General features: G+C 66.1%; 23 protein-coding genes. 10 read left to right on the top strand and 13 right to left on the bottom strand.

The genetic code is table 11. The annotated features are described in order from the left end of the window. Positions 1-45: 45 nt before the first annotated feature. From AC07X4_RS00655 to AC07X4_RS00670, 4 genes are all read right to left on the bottom strand, one after another. Complete coding sequence (locus AC07X4_RS00655) at positions 46-1,212, bottom strand: ABC transporter substrate-binding protein (protein ID WP_260667162.1); 1,167 nt, start codon at positions 1,210-1,212, stop codon at positions 46-48. 186 nt (positions 1,213-1,398) lie between these two features. Continuing rightward, positions 1,399-2,124, bottom strand: coding sequence for an SIR2 family NAD-dependent protein deacylase (locus AC07X4_RS00660; RefSeq protein WP_494738923.1), 726 nt, complete (start codon positions 2,122-2,124; stop codon positions 1,399-1,401). Positions 2,125-2,158: 34 nt separating this feature from the next. After that, a complete protein-coding gene (gene rlmB, locus AC07X4_RS00665) occupies positions 2,159-2,905 on the bottom strand; it encodes a 23S rRNA (guanosine(2251)-2'-O)-methyltransferase RlmB (RefSeq protein WP_056063133.1) in 747 nt (248 codons plus the stop codon). A gap of 117 nt (positions 2,906-3,022) precedes the next feature. Further along, entirely contained in the window at positions 3,023-3,724 is a 702-nt protein-coding gene (locus AC07X4_RS00670) for an ABC transporter ATP-binding protein (RefSeq protein WP_056063137.1), read from the bottom strand. A 15-nt stretch (positions 3,725-3,739) separates the two neighbouring features. Here AC07X4_RS00670 and AC07X4_RS00675 point away from each other — a divergent pair, with 15 nt between their 5' ends. Next, positions 3,740-4,420 carry an arylesterase gene (locus AC07X4_RS00675; RefSeq protein ID WP_494738924.1) on the top strand — a complete coding sequence of 227 codons (681 nt, stop codon included), beginning with the start codon at positions 3,740-3,742 and terminating at the stop codon, positions 4,418-4,420. A 181-nt stretch (positions 4,421-4,601) separates the two neighbouring features. On the opposite strand, the gene AC07X4_RS00680 is transcribed toward AC07X4_RS00675, so the two are convergent. From AC07X4_RS00680 to AC07X4_RS00695, 4 genes are all read right to left on the bottom strand, one after another. Next, entirely contained in the window at positions 4,602-4,781 is a 180-nt protein-coding gene (locus AC07X4_RS00680) for a hypothetical protein (RefSeq protein ID WP_146870797.1), read from the bottom strand. 47 nt (positions 4,782-4,828) lie between these two features. Further along, positions 4,829-5,698: a DUF2189 domain-containing protein gene (locus tag AC07X4_RS00685; RefSeq protein WP_244303693.1), complete on the bottom strand. Its 870-nt coding sequence runs from the start codon at positions 5,696-5,698 to the stop codon at positions 4,829-4,831. 104 nt (positions 5,699-5,802) lie between these two features. Further along, a complete protein-coding gene (locus AC07X4_RS00690) occupies positions 5,803-7,041 on the bottom strand; it encodes a PLP-dependent transferase (RefSeq protein ID WP_494738925.1) in 1,239 nt (412 codons plus the stop codon). A 100-nt stretch (positions 7,042-7,141) separates the two neighbouring features. Next, complete coding sequence (locus AC07X4_RS00695) at positions 7,142-7,633, bottom strand: BON domain-containing protein (protein WP_288850431.1); 492 nt, start codon at positions 7,631-7,633, stop codon at positions 7,142-7,144. A 145-nt stretch (positions 7,634-7,778) separates the two neighbouring features. Here AC07X4_RS00695 and AC07X4_RS00700 point away from each other — a divergent pair, with 145 nt between their 5' ends. The 4 genes from AC07X4_RS00700 to AC07X4_RS00715 all read left to right on the top strand — a co-directional run bounded on the left by AC07X4_RS00700 (position 7,779) and on the right by AC07X4_RS00715 (position 12,064). Further along, a complete protein-coding gene (locus AC07X4_RS00700) occupies positions 7,779-9,470 on the top strand; it encodes a SulP family inorganic anion transporter (protein WP_494738926.1) in 1,692 nt (563 codons plus the stop codon). A gap of 91 nt (positions 9,471-9,561) precedes the next feature. Continuing rightward, on the top strand, positions 9,562-10,335 hold the full coding sequence (locus tag AC07X4_RS00705) for a GGDEF domain-containing protein (RefSeq protein ID WP_476016796.1): 774 nt from the start codon (positions 9,562-9,564) through the stop codon (positions 10,333-10,335). Positions 10,336-10,345: 10 nt separating this feature from the next. Further along, positions 10,346-11,200, top strand: coding sequence for a MinD/ParA family protein (locus AC07X4_RS00710; RefSeq protein ID WP_015013942.1), 855 nt, complete (start codon positions 10,346-10,348; stop codon positions 11,198-11,200). Positions 11,201-11,287: 87 nt separating this feature from the next. Then, positions 11,288-12,064 (top strand): sulfurtransferase, encoded by a 777-nt coding sequence (locus AC07X4_RS00715; RefSeq protein ID WP_494738927.1) that lies wholly within the window; start codon positions 11,288-11,290, stop codon positions 12,062-12,064. A 60-nt stretch (positions 12,065-12,124) separates the two neighbouring features. Here AC07X4_RS00715 and AC07X4_RS00720 read toward each other — a convergent pair whose 3' ends face one another. From AC07X4_RS00720 to AC07X4_RS00740, 5 genes are all read right to left on the bottom strand, one after another. Beyond that, positions 12,125-13,024, bottom strand: a complete 900-nt coding sequence (locus tag AC07X4_RS00720) for a pirin family protein (RefSeq protein ID WP_494738928.1) — start codon at positions 13,022-13,024, stop codon at positions 12,125-12,127. Next, positions 13,021-13,428, bottom strand: a complete 408-nt coding sequence (locus tag AC07X4_RS00725; protein WP_494738929.1) for an OsmC family protein — start codon at positions 13,426-13,428, stop codon at positions 13,021-13,023. The genes AC07X4_RS00720 and AC07X4_RS00725 overlap by 4 nt, the downstream gene beginning before the upstream one ends. Before the next feature lie 59 nt (positions 13,429-13,487). After that, positions 13,488-14,042, bottom strand: a complete 555-nt coding sequence (locus tag AC07X4_RS00730) for a flavodoxin family protein (protein WP_060987534.1) — start codon at positions 14,040-14,042, stop codon at positions 13,488-13,490. Positions 14,043-14,195: 153 nt separating this feature from the next. Further along, entirely contained in the window at positions 14,196-14,609 is a 414-nt protein-coding gene (locus AC07X4_RS00735) for a DoxX family protein (RefSeq protein ID WP_015013937.1), read from the bottom strand. Between the two features lie 40 nt (positions 14,610-14,649). Continuing rightward, the gene (locus tag AC07X4_RS00740; RefSeq protein ID WP_494738930.1) at positions 14,650-15,351 is read right to left on the bottom strand and encodes a pirin family protein; all 702 of its coding nucleotides are present in this window, start codon (positions 15,349-15,351) and stop codon (positions 14,650-14,652) included. 104 nt (positions 15,352-15,455) lie between these two features. On the opposite strand from AC07X4_RS00740, the gene AC07X4_RS00745 reads away from it, so the two are divergent. The 5 genes from AC07X4_RS00745 to AC07X4_RS00765 all read left to right on the top strand — a co-directional run bounded on the left by AC07X4_RS00745 (position 15,456) and on the right by AC07X4_RS00765 (position 20,521). Continuing rightward, a complete protein-coding gene (locus AC07X4_RS00745; RefSeq protein ID WP_015013935.1) occupies positions 15,456-16,394 on the top strand; it encodes a LysR family transcriptional regulator in 939 nt (312 codons plus the stop codon). Positions 16,395-16,629: 235 nt separating this feature from the next. After that, positions 16,630-17,634: an NAD(P)/FAD-dependent oxidoreductase gene (locus AC07X4_RS00750; RefSeq protein ID WP_043566421.1), complete on the top strand. Its 1,005-nt coding sequence runs from the start codon at positions 16,630-16,632 to the stop codon at positions 17,632-17,634. Next, positions 17,631-18,656, top strand: coding sequence for a tRNA glutamyl-Q(34) synthetase GluQRS (gene gluQRS, locus AC07X4_RS00755; protein ID WP_494738931.1), 1,026 nt, complete (start codon positions 17,631-17,633; stop codon positions 18,654-18,656). Before AC07X4_RS00750 ends, gluQRS begins: the two co-directional genes overlap by 4 nt. After that, entirely contained in the window at positions 18,653-19,426 is a 774-nt protein-coding gene (gene trmB / locus AC07X4_RS00760) for a tRNA (guanosine(46)-N7)-methyltransferase TrmB (RefSeq protein WP_296340004.1), read from the top strand. The genes gluQRS and trmB overlap by 4 nt, the downstream gene beginning before the upstream one ends. A 39-nt stretch (positions 19,427-19,465) precedes the next feature. After that, a complete protein-coding gene (locus AC07X4_RS00765; protein WP_494738932.1) occupies positions 19,466-20,521 on the top strand; it encodes a GGDEF domain-containing protein in 1,056 nt (351 codons plus the stop codon). The last annotated feature ends 20 nt before the right edge of the window (positions 20,522-20,541 follow it).

Below are 20,541 nucleotides of genomic sequence, written 5' to 3' on the forward strand. Positions count from 1 at the left end.
GCTTGACGGGTTGCGGGCTGAATGGAATGACGCCCCCTCGGCCCATCAGCTGATCCGGCGACCGTTCTCCGCGTAGATCGCCAGGTAGATGGCGTCCGAGCCGATGTAGGGCGCCTTGTTGCCAAAGCCCACGTTGAAGTCGCCAAACGACAGAGACCGGATGGCCATCAGCCCGGCGCGCAGGCGTTCGCGCGTGGGCTCCTTGCCTGCGTTCTTCAGGCCTTCGATCATGATCTGGGCGTTGAGCCAGCCCTCCAGCGCGCTGTTGCTGTTCAGGAATGCCGGGTCGCCGCCAGTCGCCTTCATCGTGGCCTGGAACTTGCGCACCGCCACCGATTTTTGCGAATTGGCGTCGGGGAACACTTGCACCAGCGCCAGGCCACGCGTGGAGGCAGCCAGCTTGGGCAGCTCCGACGAGATCACCGTGACGGACAGGCCTGCCAGCGGCACACCTTGCGCCTTGGCGCGGAAGGCCTGCACAAACGCGGTGTTGGCCGTGCCCGTGGTGGCCAGCAGCACGGCGCCGGGGCGCTCGGCCGCCACCTTATCGGCCAGCTCGGCGCCGTTCTTGCCGTCCACGGCCAGCGCAAACTCGCCGCCGCGCTCGACCTTGATCTCGTCCAGCGCGGTGGACATGTCCTTGAGCACCTCTTTGCCAAACGGGTTGTCCAGATACACCACCGCAATGCGCTTGAGGCCCATCTCCACGATCTGCTTGACCAGGCGCTGGGTTTCTTCGCGGTAGCTGGGGCGCAGGAAGAACACGTGCTTGTTGGCCGCCGCACGCAGCGATGTGGCGCCGGTCACCGGGCCCACGGTGGGGATTCCCTTGGACTCGATGAGCGGCAGGATGGACGCGGTGTTGGCCGTGCCCAGCGGCGAGATGAGCGCGAACACCGACTGAGCATCGACCATGTCGGTCACGTTCTTGAGCGTGCGCGCAGCCACGTAGCCGTCGTCCTTGACCTCCATGCGGATTTCGCGGCCCAACACGCCGCCAGCGGCATTCACCTCGGCAAACGCGGCCTTCATGCCCGCCACCTGCTCAATGCCTGCCTGGCCGAGCGGGCCCGTCAGGGCAATGGAACAGCCCAGGGTGATGGAGCGCGCAGTCAACGCCTCCTCGGCCGCCATCGCGGTGTGGGCCCATGCGGGCAGGCCAGTGGCGGCAACGGCCTGGGTGGCACGCAAAAGAAAGTGGCGACGGCTCATGGTGTGCAGGGCAGATAAAACAAAGGTGGGGCAGGCTACCGGCCAGAGCGCCTCCCCGCCTGTCAGCTGTGCGACAAAGGGTGGCAGGAGTACGTCAAATCAGGGTTTCTACCGGGATTCGACAGCGTGTGAGCCCCTGCAGCACCGCGCAACCCGGGACTGAGCGCCTGCGCCACGCACACCCGCTCAATCGCCCAGCAACTGCGGCAGCACCGTCGCCGCCGTGCCGCGCAGCACCGCGTGCGCTGCATCGTCCAACGCACTGGGCGCGGGGTTGAGCACCACCACCCTGGCACCGGCGGCCCGAGCCTGGTGGGCCAGACTGGCTGCGGGATACACCGCACCGGCCGTGCCCACCACCAGCATCAGGTCGCACTGGTTGGCCGCCTGTTCGGCGGCCTCCAACGTCGCCAGCGGCAAAGGCTCTCCAAACCACACCACGCCCGGACGCAGCAGGTTGCCGCAGCGGTCGCAGTACGGCGGGTGGCCGGCCACTGCGTGGTCGATGAAGCAGCAGTTGCGCGGGGTGTCGAGCCAGCGGTCCTGAAAAATGTCGCCGTGCAGGCACAGCACGCCGGTGCTGCCCGCGCGCTGGTGCAGCCCGTCCACGTTCTGGGTGATGAGGGTGATGCAGTCGGGGTGGCGGCGCTGAAAGTCGGCCAGCGCCAGATGCCCTGCGTTGGGCGACACGCCAGCCAGCAGGTCGCGCCGGTACTGGTACCAGTCCCACACCCGCTGTGGGTGGGCGCGAAAGCCTGCCTCGGTCGCCATGTCTTCGGGGCGAAACTGCGCCCAGTACCCCGTCTGCGCATCGCGGAAGGTGGGCACGCCAGATTCGGCGCTGACCCCGGCGCCCGTCAGCACGGCGATGCGCTGGCTTTGCCGGACCCAGGCTTTCACGGTGTCCAGCATGGTGCCTTCCCCGGTGGAGCCAGCGGGCCGAGGATCAAGTCCTCTGGCGCAGCGCCTCGTACAGGCACACGCCGCTGGCCACGGACACGTTCAGGCTCTCGACCGCGCCCTTCATGGGGATGCTGACCAGCTCATCGCAGGTCTTGCGCGTGAGCTGGCGCATGCCGTCGCCCTCGGCGCCCAGCACCAGGGCCACGGGGCCTTTCAGGTCCACCTGATAAATGGTCTTGGGCGCATCGTCGCTGGTGCCGATGCACCAGATGTTGCGCTCCTTGAGTTCGTTCAGGGTGCGCGAGAGGTTGGTGACCATGAAATACGGCATGGTCTCCGCCGCACCGCTGGCCACCTTGGCCACAGTGGCGTTGATGCCCACGGCGTGGTCCTTGGGGGCGATGACGGCATGGGCACCCGCGCCGTCGGCCACGCGCAGGCAGGCGCCCAGGTTGTGCGGGTCGGTCACGCCGTCCAGCACCAGCAGCAGGGGCTGCTCGATGCCTGCGGCTTCGAGGTTTTCCAGCAGCTCATCGAGCGAGGTGACCTGCGCCACGGGCTCCACGCGCGCGGCCACCCCCTGGTGGCCATGGCTGCCCGCCAGCTTGGCAATGCGCACGCTGTCGGCTTCGATGAGGCGGGCACCGGCCTCGCGGGCACGGTCGAGAAACTGGCGCATGCGTGCATCGCGGCGCGTGGCTTCGTAGTAAATCTCGATGATGGATTGCGGCGCGGTCTTCAGACGCACGCCCACGGCGTGAAAGCCGAAGAGAACTTTGGGGCTGGACATGGGGGGATTATCCGCTGGGCGCAGCCCACTCCCTCAGACCACTATCAAATTCATAGCTGCTTGCGCATGTTTCACTAGCGCCTGCGGCCCAAAACACTCAAAAACCCCGCCCACCACTCACACCACGCGCCCTGCATCGATCGTGATGCGCCGCTCGCACTGCGCGGCGATCGCGCGGTCGTGGGTCACCAGCACCAGCGTTGTGCCCAACTCGCGATTGAGCTCGAACATGAGCTTCATGATGGTTTCGCCGGTCGCAAAGTCCAGGCTGCCCGTGGGCTCATCGGCCAGTAGCACGGCAGGCTGCACCACAAACGCCCGGGCCAGGGCCACGCGCTGCTGCTCGCCGCCCGACAGCACCTTGGGGTAGTGTGACAGGCGCTGCCCCAGCCCCACGCGCGCCAGCATCTCGGTGGCGGCTTTGCGTGCATCGCGGCGGTCGGCCAGCTCCAGCGGCAGCATGACGTTCTCCAGCGCTGTGAGGTTGCCCATGAGCTGGAAGCTCTGGAACACAAAACCCACCTTCTGGGCCCGCAATGCAGCCCGCGCATCTTCATCGATGGCAAACAGGTCGTGGCCGTCCAGCCGCACCGTTCCGCGCGTGGGGGTATCGAGACCCGCGATGATGGACAGCAGCGTGCTCTTGCCCGACCCCGAGGCGCCAACGATGGCCGCCGTTTCCCTGGCTGCCAGGCGGAAATCGATATCCCGCAGAATGTCGAGGGTTCCGGTGGAATCCGTCACCGACTTGAACACATGCTCCACGGCAATGATGGGGGTGGCTGGGGGTGTCTTGGGCAGTGGGGAGGGTTCGGACATGAAAGGCTCTTTACTTTGATTCGCAATCTGCAGCAACGGCGCCACTTTATCCTGAGCGCATCTATCGGCCTGGTGGTGGGGCTTTGTGCGCCCATAGCCTTTGCGCAGGCCGCCGCCAAGGCAGGGACTGCCGGACACCCTTCCGTGATTCTGGTGCTGGGGGATTCGCTCAGCGCCGAATACGGCCTGGCGCGGGGCACGGGCTGGGTGGCACTGCTGGAAAAACAACTGGCGCAAGACAAGCTTGCTGCCACCGTGGTCAATGCCAGCGTGAGCGGCGAGACCACCTCGGGCGGCCGCTCGCGCCTGGCTGCACTGCTCGCGCAGCACAAGCCCAGCCATGTGGTGATTGAACTGGGGGGCAACGATGCCCTGCGCGGCCTGCCGCTCAAGAACACCGAAGAGAACCTGGCCTGGATGACCCAGGCGGCGCAAAAGGCCGGGGCCAAGGTCTTGCTGGTGGGTATACAGGTGCCGCCCAACTATGGCACCGACTACGCGAACAAGTTTGCGGGCCTGTTCACCACCGTGGCGCAGGCCCACAAGGCGGCTGTGGTGCCATTTTTCTTGAAGGGTGTGGCTGACGGACCGGACCCGACCCGCCTGTTCCAGCCCGACCGCATTCACCCTCGCGCCGAAGCGCATCCGCAAATGCTGGCCAACGTGTGGCCAGAACTCAAAAAGCTGCTGCGTTAGGGATTCGCTGCGCGAATCGAGCGGTCAGTGTGCGCTGCAGATCGGGAGGGGCTGCCAGGCGCAAAACGCAGCAATAGCCGTAGCTATTGAGAGTATTTGCAACGCTGCAGACCGCCAGAGACCGCAGATGCACAGGGCGCGGCGATTGGTGCAGCGGACCCCTGTGACGCAGCCAGGTCACTCAGCCTGCAGGCTGCTCGGGATGGCCTGCAGCGCCCGCTGGCTGGTCGTCAGCGGGCTGGTCATCCCCATGCGGATCGTTCGGCCTGCGCTGTGTTTTGGCCCTCAGCTTCTCTTCCTTTTTTTGTTTTTTGGCGAGTTCGCGCTGGCGTTTTTCGTATCCGTAGTTGGGTGTTGCCAAGGTAGTTGCTTCCTGAAGTTGAGACTCACTGTAACAGGACGGGGTTTTCAGGCCCCTGCCGGGGTGCGCTGCAGCGGAATGACGGCAGCTCGGTACGCATGCCAGCTGGCAAAGCCCAGCACAGGCCCCGCCAGCACCAGGCCCACCCCCCAAAACCACAGCGAGACGGCCACGATGAGGGTGATCAATGCGCCCCACAGCAGCATCACGCCGGGGTTTTCAATCACCACACGCATGCTGGTGATGCCCGCAGTCAGCGCGTCGGTGTCGCGGTCCAGAATCATGGGGATGGACACCACGGAGGTGGAAAACACCAGCGCCGCAAACACACCGCCCACCACCGTGTACACCGCCACAAAGCTCCAGTTCTGCGGGTTGAACACCGCCTGCAGCACACCGGTGGTCGAGGGCATGCCGGTGTTGAAGAACACGGCAAACACCACCAGCGAGGCCCTGCCCCAAAGCAGCTCCAGCACCACCAGCACCAGCACCAGCATGCCCATGCTGCCCATGTGGCTGTCCCAGCAGGTAAGGGATTCGCTCAGCTGCGGCTTCAGGCCCGCCTCGCGCCGACGGCTGGTGTCGTAAAGCCCCATGGCCAGAAAAGGCCCCACCAGCAGACAGCCACTGGCGAGCGACATGGTGTATTCAGGCCGCGTGCGGAACACCCAGCCCAGCACCCCCGCCATGACCCAGAAGCACACGCCATAGAAAACAGCAATGCCCGGCGCGGCGCGCACATCGTCCAGGCCGCGCCGCAGCCACCGGAAGGGGTCGGCCACGCGCAACGGCTGCAGCTGCACGGGCTGGGCGGTCTGGGCCTTCACGCGGTCGGCAATGGCCTCAGCCTGCCGGGCCTCGGAGGTGTCTGGGGTGCCAAGGGTGTCCGGCGCAGGCTTGGAGGATGTCGCGTTCATGCCGCCACACTAAGCCCGCCCGTTCGGCTGCGCCACTGAGGAAAGCCCGTATCCCACACGAAATCCAGCGGCAGTGGGCCGCGCCGGACCCTTGCCGAGGCCGCTCAGCCCTGGGTTAAGGCGCGTTCCATCGCCTGTTGCAGGTCGCGCCGCAGGTCCTCCACAGCCTCCAGGCCGATCGAAAACCGCACCAGCGTGCCAGGCTTCAAATGGGCGGGCGGCCGACTGCGCATACTGGCAATGTTGTAAGGGACGACCAGGCTCATGGGGCCGCCCCAGCTGTAGCCCAGCTTGAACAAGCGCAAGCCGTCGCAGAAGGCATCCACCTGCTGTTGCGTGTACCGGGCGTCGATCATCACGCTGAACAGGCCAGCTGCCAGCCCCTGCCCGCCGTGAGCGGCACCACACAGGGCCTTCCAGTGCGCATGGCCGGGCGCGCCTTCCAGCGCGGGGTGCAGCACTTGCGCAATGACGGGTTGCTGCTGAAACCACCGCGCCAGCTGGCGGGCAGCGTCATCGTGGGCGCGATAGCGCAGTCCGATGCTGGGCAGCGCACGCAGCACGGCCTCGGCGTCGTTGGCCCCCACGCCCAGTCCCAGCCGCATGTGCGTCAGCTTGATCTTCATGTGCAGGCCCGGGTCGCGCGTGATCACGCTGCCCATGAGCACATCACCTCCACCGCTCGGATACTTGGTGAGCGCATGGGCCGAGATGTCCACCCCCAGGCTGCCGTCGCCCGTCAGGTCAAAGGGCGCAAACGCCAGGCCCGCGCCCCAGGTGTTGTCCAGCGCGGTTGTCACGCCCCTATCGCGGCAAATGCGCACCTGCTCGCACAGGTCCGGAAACTCCATGCTGACAGAGCCCGGCGCCTCCAGCCAGACCAGACGGGTGGCCGGCGTGATGCGGGCAGCCAGGTCGGCCGGATCCAACGGGTCGTAAAACACATGGGTGATCCCGAACCGGGCGAGTTCGCCATTGGCCAGATCCTTGCCGGGCCCGTAGGCGTTGTCGGGAATCAGCACCTCATCGCCGGGCTTGAGGAGCGCCAACCCCACGTTGGCAATGGCCGCCAAGCCACTGGGCACCAGCACACACTGCAGACCGCCCTCCAGCGCACACAGGCGCTCTTCGAGGATGAAGGTCGTGGGCGTGCCGTGCAGCCCGTAGGTGTAGCCGCTTTTGTCTTTCCACTCGCGCGAGCGCATGGCCGCAACGCTGGGAAAGATGACGGTGGAGGCCTTGAAAACCCCTGGTTGGGGGGCTACAAACCCGGCGGGAGGCTGGTAGTCGTGGTGGACGATATGGGTGGCAAGATCAATGTCGTGGTCTTTCATGCCAGCCATGGTAGCGCGCCGCCCGGAGTGACCCGGGCGGCGCTTAGATCGATTGGCGATCACACCGCAGGGCTTGGGATGCATGCACCACAAGCCCTGCAGGTTGGCATTAACCAGCCGTTACGACCAGCTGGTTGTTCACCGAGGTCACGCCACTCACGCCCTTGGCGATGGTCTCGGCGCGGTCACGGGCCACCGTGGAGGGTGCGGGCCCGTTCAGCGTGACCTTGCCGTTGACAGTGTCTACATTGATCTTGACGGCGCTCAGGTCGGGGTCCTTGGCCAAGCCCGCGCTCACCTGGGCGGTGATGGTGGCATCGTCGATCACGCCCTTGGCAGAGTTGGCTGCCTGTTTGGCCGTGGCTTCCGCATTGGCCGCGCCCTGTTCCATCTTGTTCTCTGCGTTCTGCATCGCGCCCTCGGCCTTCACACGTGCGTCAGCTGCGGCTTGTTCGGTCTTTTCGACGGCAGAGTCCAGGCGCTGGCCCACGGTGGGCTCTTCGGTCTTGTTGCAGGCGGCCAGGCCCAAGGCCAGGGCACTCACGGCCAGAATGCTCGCAACGCGATGGGCGGGACGGTCGATCAGATTCTTGGGGTTCATGCAATGACTCCTTGCGGTTGAAACATGACCTCACTGTAGGCAGCGGGCCGCGGCTTGCGGGTCGGACATCGCCGAAGTGCTTGTAGGACGGCAACGCCAGCCGCGCATCGACCGCAGTCCCTGCTGAGCGGGTGACAATCGGGGCATGACCGTGTCTTCGCTCGCCCGTTGGCTTCCTTTTTTGAAATGGCCCCGCCCTGACCGACAACTGCTCAAAGGAGAGTTCTGGGCGGGCATGACGGTAGGGCTGATGCTTGTGCCGCAGGGTGTGGCCTATGCGGCGCTGGCGGGCATGCCGCTGGTCACGGGCATTTACGCATCGCTGATTCCGGCGTTGGTCGCCGTGCTGTTCAGTTCATCCACCCGGCTGGGGGTGGGGCCCACGGCGCTCACCAGTTTGCTGATCGGCGCCTCGCTCACCGGCCTGGCCGAGCCAGGCAGTGCGCAGTGGGTGGCCCTGGCGGCATGGATGGCCCTGCTGTCGGGTCTGCTGCAGATGGTGATGGGCATGGCGCGCTTTGGCTGGTTGCTCAACCTCGTGACCTCACCCGTACTCAATGGTTTTACGCAGGCGGCGGCCTTGCTGATCCTGGGGTCGCAGTTGGGTGCACTGACCGGGTTGCGGGCTGCCGACTGGGGCGCCCTGCTGTCTACGCCATCACTGGGGCTGTTCGACCTGACTGCAGCGGGCTTCGGCCTGGGAAGCCTCGCTTTGCTGATGCTGGCGCGCCGCGTGTTGCCCCAGTTCCCGGCGGCCATCGTGGTGGTGGGTGCTGCGGGTGCTCTGAGCTGGGCCCTGGGTTATGCCGATGCAGGTGGCGCAGTGGTGGGCGCCTTGCCATCGGGCTTGCCAGCGCCCTATTGGCCCGGCGCCCTGCCCTGGTCCAGCTTCAGTGCATTGGTCATGCCCGTGCTGGTGGTGACGCTGGTGAGCTTTCTGGAGACGGCATCGAGCGCCAAGGTGGAAAGTCAGCGCTCCAAGGAGCAGTGGAACGAAAACCAGGACCTGATTGGCCAGGGCTTGGCCAAGATCAGCAGTGGCCTGTGCGGCAGTTTTGCCACGAGTGCGTCGTTTTCGCGCTCGGCCATCAACCTCTACGCAGGTGCCAAGACGGGCTGGGCCACACTGTTTGCGATCAGCCTGGTGCTGGTCGTGCTGCTGTGGCTGACGCCCGCGCTGTACCACGTGCCACAGTCGGTGCTGGCGGCGGTCGTGGTCACGGCTGTCACCAGCCTCATCAAACCGGGCACCCTGATGAGGCTGTGGCGGGTGTCGCGGGTAGAGGCAGTGATCGGCGGCGTCACCTTTGCCCTGACCCTGGCCACGGCGCCGCGCATGTACTGGGGCGTGCTGGTGGGCTTGCTGATGAATCTGAGCCACTTTCTCTACCAGCGACTGCACCCGCGCATCATTGAAGTGGGCCTGCACCCTGATGGGAGCCTGCGCGACCGGCACCTGTGGCACTTGCCGCCACTGGCACCCCGGCTGCTGGCGCTCCGCATGGACGCGGAGCTGGACTTTGCCTCTGCCAGCGCTCTGGAGCGGCGCGTGACCGAACACCTGGCCGCCCACCCCGAGGTGCTGCACCTGTGTCTGCTGGCGCAGCCCATCAACCGCATCGATGTGACCGGCGTGGAAACCTTCGCCCAGTTGCTGGCGCAAATGGAACTGCGGGGTGGAACATTGCATCTGAGCGGACTGAAGCTGCCGGCAGAGCGGGTCTTGCGGCAGGCGGGGTTGCTGAAGCCGGGCCCAGGGCTGGCCATGTACCGCACCGATGCCGAGGCGCTGGTGGCGCTGCAGCAGCTGCCCGAGTCCGTCGTGGCCCGTGCGTAGACCGGGTTTCACCTACGCCGCGCCGGCGTTGCGTTGGCCCTGTTCTTGCTGGCGCACTGGTACACTTGCCTAACTCTTTTTGTTCCAATTTGTGTCTGACTCTGCGGCCTCTCATCTGGTAGATCTGCGCGACCTTCGCCTGGATACTGCCCACGCACTGGTGGCTCAGGTCGGCGGCAGCGAGGCAGCATTGCACCGCGAGGTGCCTTCCCTTTATTTGCAGGGCCTTATCGATGGCCTGTGCGAGCTGTCGCTCAAAGACCCGCTCACGGGACTGGCGAACCGCAGACATTTCCGTGCCGTGCTCGAGCGCGAGATCGACCGCGTCACACGTTCAGGCGAGGCGGCCCTGCTGCTGATGCTGGATATCGACCACTTCAAAAGGGTGAATGACACCCACGGCCATCTGGCTGGCGATGTGGTGCTCCAGTCGGTAGCTCGCACGCTCAGCGCCTGTGTGCGCCCCATGGACACCCTGGCCCGCTACGGCGGCGAAGAATTTGCGGTGGTGCTGCCCGCCTGCCAGGCCGCCTTTGGCCGCGTGGTGGCAGAACGCATCCGGCGCGCAGTGGCCAACACGCCCATCCGCATTTCCCCCACGGTGGAGCTGAACGTCACCGTGAGCATCGGCGGCGCGTTTGCCATGCAGTGGATCCGCTCCACCACCCTGCTGTGGACCGACCGTGCCGACCACCAGCTCTACCAGGCCAAGGCGTCGGGCCGCAACCGTGTCAGCATCGAGGAACAACCCGACAGCACCGTCAGTGCCGAAGAGAAAAGCCTGTTGTTTGGCCCGCTCTACACCCCCTCGGGTTGGGGCGATCTGCCTCCACTGGACCCCAACCCAACAGGCAGCGCCTACTGAAAGTTAGATGATGAGCGACGCGCTGTCCCCCCAACCCACCACGCCTGCAGCCCCTGCAGGCCCTGCCGCCCCCCTGGCCTCGGCCGCTTCTGGTGCCCGCATCATTGCGGTGACCAGCGGCAAAGGGGGTGTGGGCAAGACTTTCGTATCGGCCAACCTGGCCGCAGCCCTCACCCGCCGAGGCCAGCGCGTGCTGGTGCTTGACGCCGACCTGGGCCTGGCCAACCTGGACGTGGTGCTGAACCTGCACCCTAAGATCACCCTGCATGACGTGTTCACCGGCAAAGCCGCGCTGGACGACGCCGTGATCGCCGCGCCTGGTGGCTTTGATGTGCTGCTGGCCGGCTCGGGCATGGTGGAGTATTCGCGCCTCACGCCCGAGGTGCGCAACCAGTTCCTGAATGTGATCCAGGCGCTCACGCCGCGCTACGACGTGGTGCTGCTCGATACCGGCGCCGGCATCTCCGATGTGGTGCTGTTCTCGGTGTCGCTGGCCTCCGAGGTGCTGATCGTGGCCACGCCCGAACCCACCTCGCTCACCGATGCCTACGCCGCCATCAAGGTACTGGCCATGCAGCAAAAGCGCCAACATGTGCGTATGGTCATCAACCAGGCCGCACGCCCGGGCGATGGCCGCGCCATCACCAGCCAGCTGCAGCAGGTGCTCGACCGCTTTGTGAGCACCGAATCCGGCCGCCCCATGCGCCTGATCCACATGGGCGACATCCCGGCCGACCCCTCGGTGCGCGATGCCGTGATGCGCCGCCAGTTGTTGCTGCTGCAGACCCCCGGCTGCCCAGCGGCGCTGGCCATTGCGCAGCTGGCCAACAAGATCGAGTCCACGCTGCTGTCACCAGCGGCCTGACCCGGATACGCCGAGCGGCGCTTGAGGCGCAGCTTGGCCACTGTGACCCACAGGCCCGCCAGCGGGCCTTTGTGCTTTTTTACTGCCGTGAACCCTACCGACACCGTCCTCAACATCTCCTGCTACAAGTTTGTGCCGCTGCCAGATGCCGCCGCGCTGCGCGATGTGCTGCATGAGCGTGCGGTGGCCGCCCAGCTCAAGGGCACCATCCTGCTGGCGGAGGAAGGTATCAACTTCTTTCTGGCGGGCCCGGCCGATGCCGTGCGGGGGTTTGTCGCGCAGCTGCGCACCGATGCCCGCTTTGCCGACCTGGAGCCCAAGGAGAGCTGGTCGGCCACGGTGCCGTTTCGCAAGATGCTGGTCAAGGTCAAGCGCGAGATCATCCGCATGGACCACCCCACTATCCGCCCTGCCGCAGGCCGCGCGCCCTCGGTAGACCCGGCCACGCTGCGCCGCTGGCTGGACCAGGGGCACGACGACGAAGGCCGCGAAGTGGTCACGCTAGACACCCGCAACGCCTTTGAGGTGGACGCAGGCACGTTCGACAACGCCATCGACTGGCGCATCGATAAGTTCACCGAGTTTCCGCCTGCGCTGCGCGCCCACAAGGCCGAACTGCAGGACAAGACCGTGGTGAGCTTCTGCACCGGCGGCATCCGCTGCGAAAAGGCCGCCATCCTCATGCGCGAGGAAGGCCTGCCCCATGTCTACCAGCTGGAGGGCGGCATCCTGAAGTACTTTGAACTGACGGATGGCGCGCACTACCACGGCGGGTGCTTTGTGTTTGACGAGCGCCGCGTGCTGGACATCGGGCTTGCCACCGACACTCCTGCAGCGGCCGCAGAAAACGCTATCAAATCATGAGCTGCCAGCGCTTGCTGTACTAGCGCTACAGCCCATTTTCATCTCAATATCGTGCTTTGATCAGGCTTTGAAGCGGTGTTCCGGCAGGGGAATCCATTCCACCTCGCCCGGCACCTGGCCCATCGCTTGTGCTTCCCAGTCGCTGGCGGCCTGCACGATGTGCTCCTTGCGGCTGGAGACAAAGTTCCACCACATGTGGCGCGGCGCATCCAGCGGCTCGCCGCCGATCACCATCAGGCGCACGGCACTGTCACCTGCCGACAGACGCAAAGGCTGGCCGGGCTCCACCACGGCCAGGATGTGCGCAGGCACCTCACCACCGTTCAGCGACACCGGTGCATCCACGGTGTACACCGCCAGCTCAGGCACCAGGGCCGGGATCTCCAGGGTGGCGCCCGCAGGCAGCTGCACGTCCAGGTACAAGGTGCGCGAATACGTGGCCACCGGTGAGGCCTGACCAAACGCCTCGCCGATCAGCACCCGCACGCTGGCCCCATCCACCTGCACCTGCGAGATGGCCGCAGCAGGCGTGTGCACAAACGAGGGGTCGGCTTCTTCGTGGGCCAGTGGCAGAGCAGCCCACAGCTGGATGCCGTGGTTCACATAGGGCTGGTTTGCCAGGCTCTCCGGGCGCCGCTCGGAGTGCACGATGCCTCGCCCTGCCGTCATCCAGTTGATGGCGCCGGGTTCGATCTGCTGCACATAGCCCAGGCTGTCGCGGTGCATGATGGCGCCCGAGAACAGGTAGGTCACCGTCGCCAGGCCAATGTGCGGATGGGGCCGCACGTCGTGGCTGTCGCCCGGTGCCACCGTCACCGGACCGAAGTGGTCGAAAAACAGGAAGGGCCCCACGGCCTTGCGCTGCACAGCGGGCAGCAGGCGGCGCACGGTGAAGCCGCCGCCCAGGTCCTTGGCATGGCCCGTGAGGGGCAGAAAAGAAGTGCTGGAGGTATCGCTCATGCCGCACGCCCCACAACCGTGCTGATCTCGGTCGTCACTGTGGTCATCAACTTGTGCACCGGGCATTTCTGCGCCACGGTTTCCAGCTCGGCGATTTGGGCATCGGTGAGGTCACCGCTGACTTGCAGCCGGGTCGCGAGGCGGTAGACGCCCGCACGCTCGGCCGAGGCGTCGCGCTCGACCACGGTCTGCACATCGTCCACCGGCAGGCCCTTGCGGCGTGCGTACCACAACACCGTGAGCGCCTTGCAGGCCCCCAGGGCAGCGTCATACAGGTCGTGCGGGCTGGGGCCGCTGTCGGTGCCGCCCTCTTCCACACTGCCATCGGCCACGAGGTCGTGCGCACGGATGTGCACGGTCTGGGCCATGAGCGCGCCGGGGACGCGCCGCAATTCAACTGCCATGGGGTGTTCTCCTGGTTGTATTGGGGCGCGCCACTGTAGCGCCAAAAGGCGGCTGCGCCTTAACGAGAGAGGCGGCGGGCCACGTCGGCCACACGCTGGCCAAACTGCTTGCCCGTCTCCAGGTCGCCAGGGAACATCTCGGCAGCAGAGGCGTCGGACGGCGACTGGGACATGGCGCCGCTGAACGAGCCAATCCAGTTCACATCGTTGCGCGTGGCCGCCTTGGAGTTGGCGGGCATCATGCCGTTGCCCACCCAGATGCCACCGTGCTGCATGGCCAGGTGGAACATGTAGTCCAGCGTGATCTGCTTGTCGCCGTTGGTGCTAGCGCTGTTGGTAAAGCCAGCGAACAGCTTGTCCTTCCAGGCCTGGCTGAACCAGGGCTTGGACGAGGCGTCGGCAAACTTCTTGAACTGCCAGCTCGGGCCAGCCATGTACGTGGGCGAGCCAAAAATGATGGCACTGGCTGCGGCCAGCGTTTCCCAGCCACCTTCGGGCAGATTGCCTTCTGCGTCAATGGCGACCAGCTGGGCGCCTGCGCCCTCCGCCACCGCCTGCGCCAGACGCTGCGTGTGACCATAACCCGAGTGGTAAACAACTGCGATGTGTGCCATGAGATAACTCCTGTTGAAACGATGAAGGAACGAGACCAGGGGAAAAACCAAAAAAACGACCGACGAACTATCGACAGAACAACAAACAACCACGCGATTGAATGCCAGAACCTGCACCCCTGCGGGTTGCAGGCCCTTTCCATGCCAACCGGATCAGCGGTCCGAGCGGCGTGCGTCCAGGCTCCAGGCGCCGGCGCCAAAGGCTGCCAGGGCCAGCAGGCCGCCGGTCACGCCCACGTTCTTGAAGAACATGAGCTGCTGCATCATTTGCTTGTCAGCGGGCAGGTTCCAGTAGGCATGGAAGAAGAAGCTGGCCACCAGCGTGAAGAAGGCCAGCGCCAGCGCGGCGAACCGGGTGCCCACGCCAAAGATCAGCGCCAGGCTGCCCAGCACTTCAACCGCCGCCGCAATGGCTGCGGCCACCGTGGGCATGGGCAGGCCCACCGACGTGATATAGCCCACGGTACCGGCAAAGCCGGTGAGCTTGCCAATGCCCGCAGGCAGGAACAGGGCGGCCAGCAGCAGGCGCGACGCCAGGGCCAGGGGGTTTTGCAGGGATGTGAACATGGTGAAGAACTCCTGAGTGAAAGTGGTTACGAAGTAAAAATCAGGCGGCCAGGTCAAACACCAGCACCTCGGCGTCGTGGCCATGGGTCAACGACAAGGTGGTTTCCTTTTCCATCAGCAGCGCATCGCCGCCCGACAGGGCCTGGCCGTTGGCGCTCAGCGCGCCGCGCACCAGGTGCACATAGGTCTTGCGGGCGGGGTTCAGCGCCAGGGTGGCGGATTCGTCACCATCCAGCAAGCCCGCATACAAGGCTGCGTCAGCATGGATCCTCACCGAGCCCTGGGCGCCGTCGGGCGATGCCACCAGGCGCAGGGCGCCGCGCTTTTCCGACTCGGCAAAGGTCTTTTGCTCGTAGCTGGGCGGGATGCCGCGCACGTTCGGCTCGATCCAGATCTGCAGAAAATGCGTGGTCTGGCCAGCAGCGTGGTTGAACTCGCTGTGCTGCACGCCGGTGCCTGCACTCATGCGCTGCACATCGCCGGGCGGGATGCCCTTGACGTTGCCCATGCTGTCCTTGTGGGCCAGCTCGCCCGACAGCACGTAGCTGATGATTTCCATGTCGCGGTGGCCATGGGTGCCAAACCCGGTGCCGGGCGCGATGCGGTCTTCGTTGATGACGCGCAGGTTGCCAAAGCCCATGTGGGCAGGGTCGTAGTACCCGGCGAACGAGAAGCTGTGGAAGGAATTGAGCCAGCCATGGTCGGCGTGGCCCCGGTCTTGCGATTTACGAACAGTCAGCATGTGAGTGCTCCTTTCAAGACTCGAATGTAGGACTGCCACACCCGCTGCGGGCACAGGCGGATTGATGGCAATGTTCAAATAATCTGAATTAACATGGCACCACCATGCAAAACGCCCGCGATGTCCTCACCCCCGATGCGTTGACCATGCTGCAGGTGATTGCCGAGGCTGGCAGCTTTGCCGCCGCCGCACGGCAACTGGGCCTGGTGCCCAGCGCCCTCACCTACCGCGTGCGCCAGATCGAAGACGCACTGGACGTGCTGCTGTTCGACCGCAGCGCCCGCCAGGCCCGCCCCACCGAGGCCGGGGTAGAGCTGCTGCGCGAAGGCGCGCGCCTGCTGCAGGACATCGATGCCGTGGCCCACCGCGTGCGCCGCGTGGCCACGGGCTGGGAGCCGCAGCTCACGCTGTCGGTGGACGGCATCATCTCGCCCCACACCCTGCTGGAGCTGGTGGACGCGTTCTACGCCATGAAGCCCCCCACGCGCCTCAAGCTGCGCGACGGCATCATGACCGGCACGCTGGAGGCGCTGACCTCCGGCCGCGCCGATCTGGCCATTGGCGTATCGGTCGCCAGCAACAACGTGGCCGGCCTGCAGCAAGGGCTGCTGGGCGATGTTCTCTTCATCTACGTGGTGGCGCCCCACCACCCGCTGGCCACCGCGCCCGAGCCGATCTCCGACGGCACGCTGCTGGAGCACCGCGCCGTGGCCGTGGCCGATTCGGCCACGCGCGGTGGTGCCACCATGGGCCTCCTGGGCGGGCAGGACGTGCTGACGGTGGACACCATGCAGGCCAAGGTGCGCGTGCAGTTGCGCGGCCTGGGTGGCGGTTTTCTGCCCGAACCCATGGTGCGCCCCTACCTGGAGGCCGGTCGCCTGGTGGCGCGCCGCGTGGCCCGGCCGGAGCGCAACGTGCGCGTGCACTACGCCTGGGGCGGCCCTGGCTTCACTGCCCCCGGCCGCGCGCTGCAGTGGTGGCTGAACCAGCTGCAAAGCCCCGCCACACGCCGCGCTCTGCTGGAAAACCACCATCATTTGTGACCCTGATCAAGTGCGCACAGGCCGGCACCGCGTGTAGAGTGGTTGCTGTTGGTTTTGCATCGCATTTCTTTTGCCGACCGTCACCGAAAGGCCTCCCATGAGCAAACCTGATCCTCTCCCCGCCAAACGGCTCCGACGCACCAGCGCCCCTGCCCCTGCGGCCTCCGCAGCGCCGGCCGCCCCCATCACCCCGTCCGGCAAACCGCAGCGCCACTTCGCGATCATTGGCGCGGGCATGGCGGGCATTGTCTGTGCCCGCACCCTGGTCCAGGCCGGCCACCGGGTGACAGTGTTCGAAAAGTCCCACCAGGCCGGCGGCCGCACCGCCACCATCGACAGCCCCTTTGGCAACTTTGATGCCGGCGCCCAATATTTCACCGTGCGCGACCCGCGCTTTGCCCGAGCCATCGACACCGTGCCCGGCATCTGCAAGCGCTGGAGCGCCAATTCGGTCCAGGTGCTGGACGCCGCAGGCCGGGTGGCCGCCGTGGGACTGCCCCACCGCGAAGCCCACTGGGTCGCCACCCCGGGCATGCAGTCGCTGGTGACCACCTGGGCGGAACCCTTGGCCCAGGCAGGCCAGCTGGTCACCCACACCCGCGTCACCCGCATCGAACCCGACGCCGTGAACGCACCCGGGTGGCAACTGCGCACCGAAGGCGCTGGCGGCGAGCAGCATGTGTATGCGGGCTTTGACGCGGTACTGCTGGCCCAGCCCTCGGTGCCCGCACAGGCCTTGATTTCCGGCTCCGGACTCGACTCCTCGCTGGCCGACGCCATGTCCAAGGTGGCCATCGCGCCCTGCTGGACCCTGATGCTGGCCTACCCCCAGGCCGTACGCCCCGGCCTCACCACGCTCGGCCCGCAATGGAACGCCGCGCGCAGCACCCACCACCGCATTGCCTGGCTGGCGCGCGAGTCGTCCAAGCCGGGCCGCAACGTGGTGGAGCGCTGGACGGTGCAGGCCAGCCCCGCCTGGTCGGCAGAACACCTCGAAGACGACGAAGCCCGCGTGCAGGCCAAGCTGCTCAAGGCATTTGCCGAGGTCACCGGCATCCGGGCCGAGCCCGCGCATGCCGACACCCGCCGCTGGCGCTATGCGCAAACCACCCACCCGCTGGGCAAGAGCCACCTGTGGGATGCCAAGGCCGGCCTGGGCGCCTGCGGAGACTGGTGCCTGGGGCACCGGCTGGAAGATGCCTTTGTGTCGGGCCTGGAACTGGCACTTGCCGTGGCATGACGGGGGGCGTAGGAGCAACGCCGCACAACGGGGGCAGCCCCGCAGCACGCCCAGAGGAGCGCAATGTGGGGCGCTATGTGGGGCGGTTTGCCCCCTCCCCCACGGGCCCGCTGCACGCGGGCTCTCTGGTGGCCGCGCTGGCCAGCTGGCTGGATGCACGCGCGCACAACGGCCGGTGGCTGGTGCGCATCGAGGATGTCGACCAGCCCCGCTGCGTGCCGGGGGCTGACACCTTCATCCTGCAGCAACTGGCCACCTGCGGCCTGCACCCCGATGCCCCGCCCCAGTGGCAGTCAGCGCGCAGCAGTCTGTACCAGCGTGCCCTGGACCAGCTGGTGGCGCAGGGCGATGCCTATCCCTGCGCCTGTTCACGCAAGGACGTCGAAGACGCCCATGCCGCGCAGGGCCATGCCCGCGAGCGGCATGCGGCACTGCCCTACCCCGGCACCTGCCGGCAGGGGCTGCACGGCCGCACGGGGCGCTCCTGGCGATTCAATGTGACCGATTTCAAGCCAAAACAGCCTATTGCGCTAGTGGATCATGCCTGCAGCGCTACATATTCAATAGCAGATGGCGTGCTGCAATGGTACGACCGCCGCCTGGGGCGCCAGCAGCAACAGGTGGCGACCGCAGTAGGCGACTTTGTGCTGCGCCGCGCAGACGGGCTGTGGGCTTACCAGCTGGCCGTGGTGGTGGACGATGCCGACCAGGGCATCACCGACGTGGTCCGGGGGGAAGACCTCGCAGACAACACGCCGCGCCAAATGCTGCTGCAGCAGACGCTGGGACTGCCCACGCCGCGCTATCTGCACACCCCGCTGGTGTGCGGTGACAACGGCGAAAAGCTCTCCAAACAAAACGGCGCGCAGGCGCTGAACCTGGACAACCCTTTACGGGCCTTGTCGCACGCCGCGCTGGCCCTGGGCTTGCCCGCTGTGGCAAATCTGCACAACATTTGCATAGCCGACGCACTGGCACAGTGGGTGGTGGCGTGGCGACGAAACTACAATGGCCCACCGTGACCGAATTGACCACAGCCTCCGCCCCCGCCAGTGCTGCGCCCGCAGCCTCCACCGCCCCCACAGCGCCCACTGCACAGGGCTCTGCCCCTGCCGGTGTGACCCACCCCAAAACCATCAAGAGCTTTGTGCGCCGCGCCGGCCGCACCACCACGGGCCAGGCCAAGGCCTTTGAAGACTTTGGCCCGCGTTTTGTGCTGCCCTACACCCCCGCCCCACTGGACGCCACCGCCGCCTTTGGCCGCAGCGCGCCGCTGGTGCTGGAGATCGGTTTCGGCATGGGCGAGGCCACGGCCCATATCGCCCGCGTGCGGCCAGACGACAACTTTCTGTGCTGCGAGGTGCATGAGCCCGGCGTGGGCGCCCTGCTCAAGCGCATTGGCGAACAAGGGCTGACCAACATCCGCATCCTGCAGCACGACGCTGTGGAGGTGATCGACCACATGCTGCCGCCCGGCGTCCTCGACGGCGTGCACATCTTCTTCCCCGACCCCTGGCACAAGAAAAAGCACAACAAGCGCCGCCTGATCCAGCCCCCGCTGGTGGCCAAGCTGGCTGCACGCCTCAAGCCCGGCGGCTACCTGCATTGCGCCACCGACTGGCAACCCTACGCAGAGCAGATGCTGCAGGTGCTGAGCGCCGAGCCCCTGCTGCAAAACACCGCAGACGGCTTTGCACCGCAACCCGACTACCGCCCGCTGACCAAGTTCGAAAACCGAGGCCTGCGACTGGGCCATGGGGTGTGGGACGTGGTGTTTGTGCGCCGTAACTGACCCAACGACATGCCCCGATCGGCCCGCAGCACACCGCCTATGAAACCCATCCTGCAAAACCTGGTGGAGATGACTGGCCACCGCGACCACCTGCGGCTGGAGGTGTCGGTGCTGTCTACGCTGCAAAAGCTCAGCAGCATCATTGAGATAAGGGCCTTGGAGTTGTTCACGGACGGTGGCGTGCCCCACGTGCGCCCCCGTACCTGGGTAGACGATGGCCAACTGGTATCCACCGACTCCGAAGCCGCAGCCGATCCCCGCCGGGAACCGCTGGACCAGTACCCCGCCCTGCGGGACTGCGTGGACAACCGGGGCGAGCGCGCCCTGGCCTCACCCCGCCGGGGCCGCCATGTGCTGTGGCTGCCGGTGTGGATGCACGACAAGGTCAGCACCTGCCTGGAGATCACGCAGTCGCGCCCGTTCTCGGCCCACAAGCTCGACGTGCTCATGGGCGTGTTTCAGGTGTACCAGAACTACCAGAGCCTGCTCGACTACAGCGAGCGTGATGCGCTCACCGGCCTGTTCAACCGCAAGACGTTTGACGAGCAGTTCTCCCGCTACACCATGAGTGGGCTGGCCAGCCGGACGGGCGCAGTTACCGAGTCCTTTGCGGCCGAGGAAACCGCAGTGGCCAGCGACAACGAGCCCGTGCAGCAATGGCTGGCGGTGGTGGACATCGACCACTTCAAGCAGGTCAACGACCGGTTCGGCCACCTGTATGGTGACGAGGTGCTGATCCTGATCGCCAACATCCTGCGCAGCTCTTTCCGCAGCCATGACCGCATCTTCCGCTTTGGCGGCGAGGAGTTTGTGGTGCTGCTGCGCTCCACCACGCTGAGCACCGCCCACAAGGTGTTCAACCGCTTCCGGCTGGCCGTGCAGGAGTACCACTTCCCGCAGGTGGGCCAGGTCACGGTGAGCCTGGGCTTTGTGAGCACCACGCGCGGCTCGCCCGTAGAGATTCTGGGCCAGGCCGACCAGGCGCTTTACTACGCCAAGGAACATGGCCGCAACCAGGTTTGCTTCTATGACGATCTGGTGGCCAGCGGTCAGCTGGCAACCAAGGTCGCCAACGACGACGTCGAGCTGTTCTGACCGGGCCGGGCCCCATGGCC

The organism is Acidovorax sp. GW460-11-11-14-LB4 (assembly GCF_059423685.1).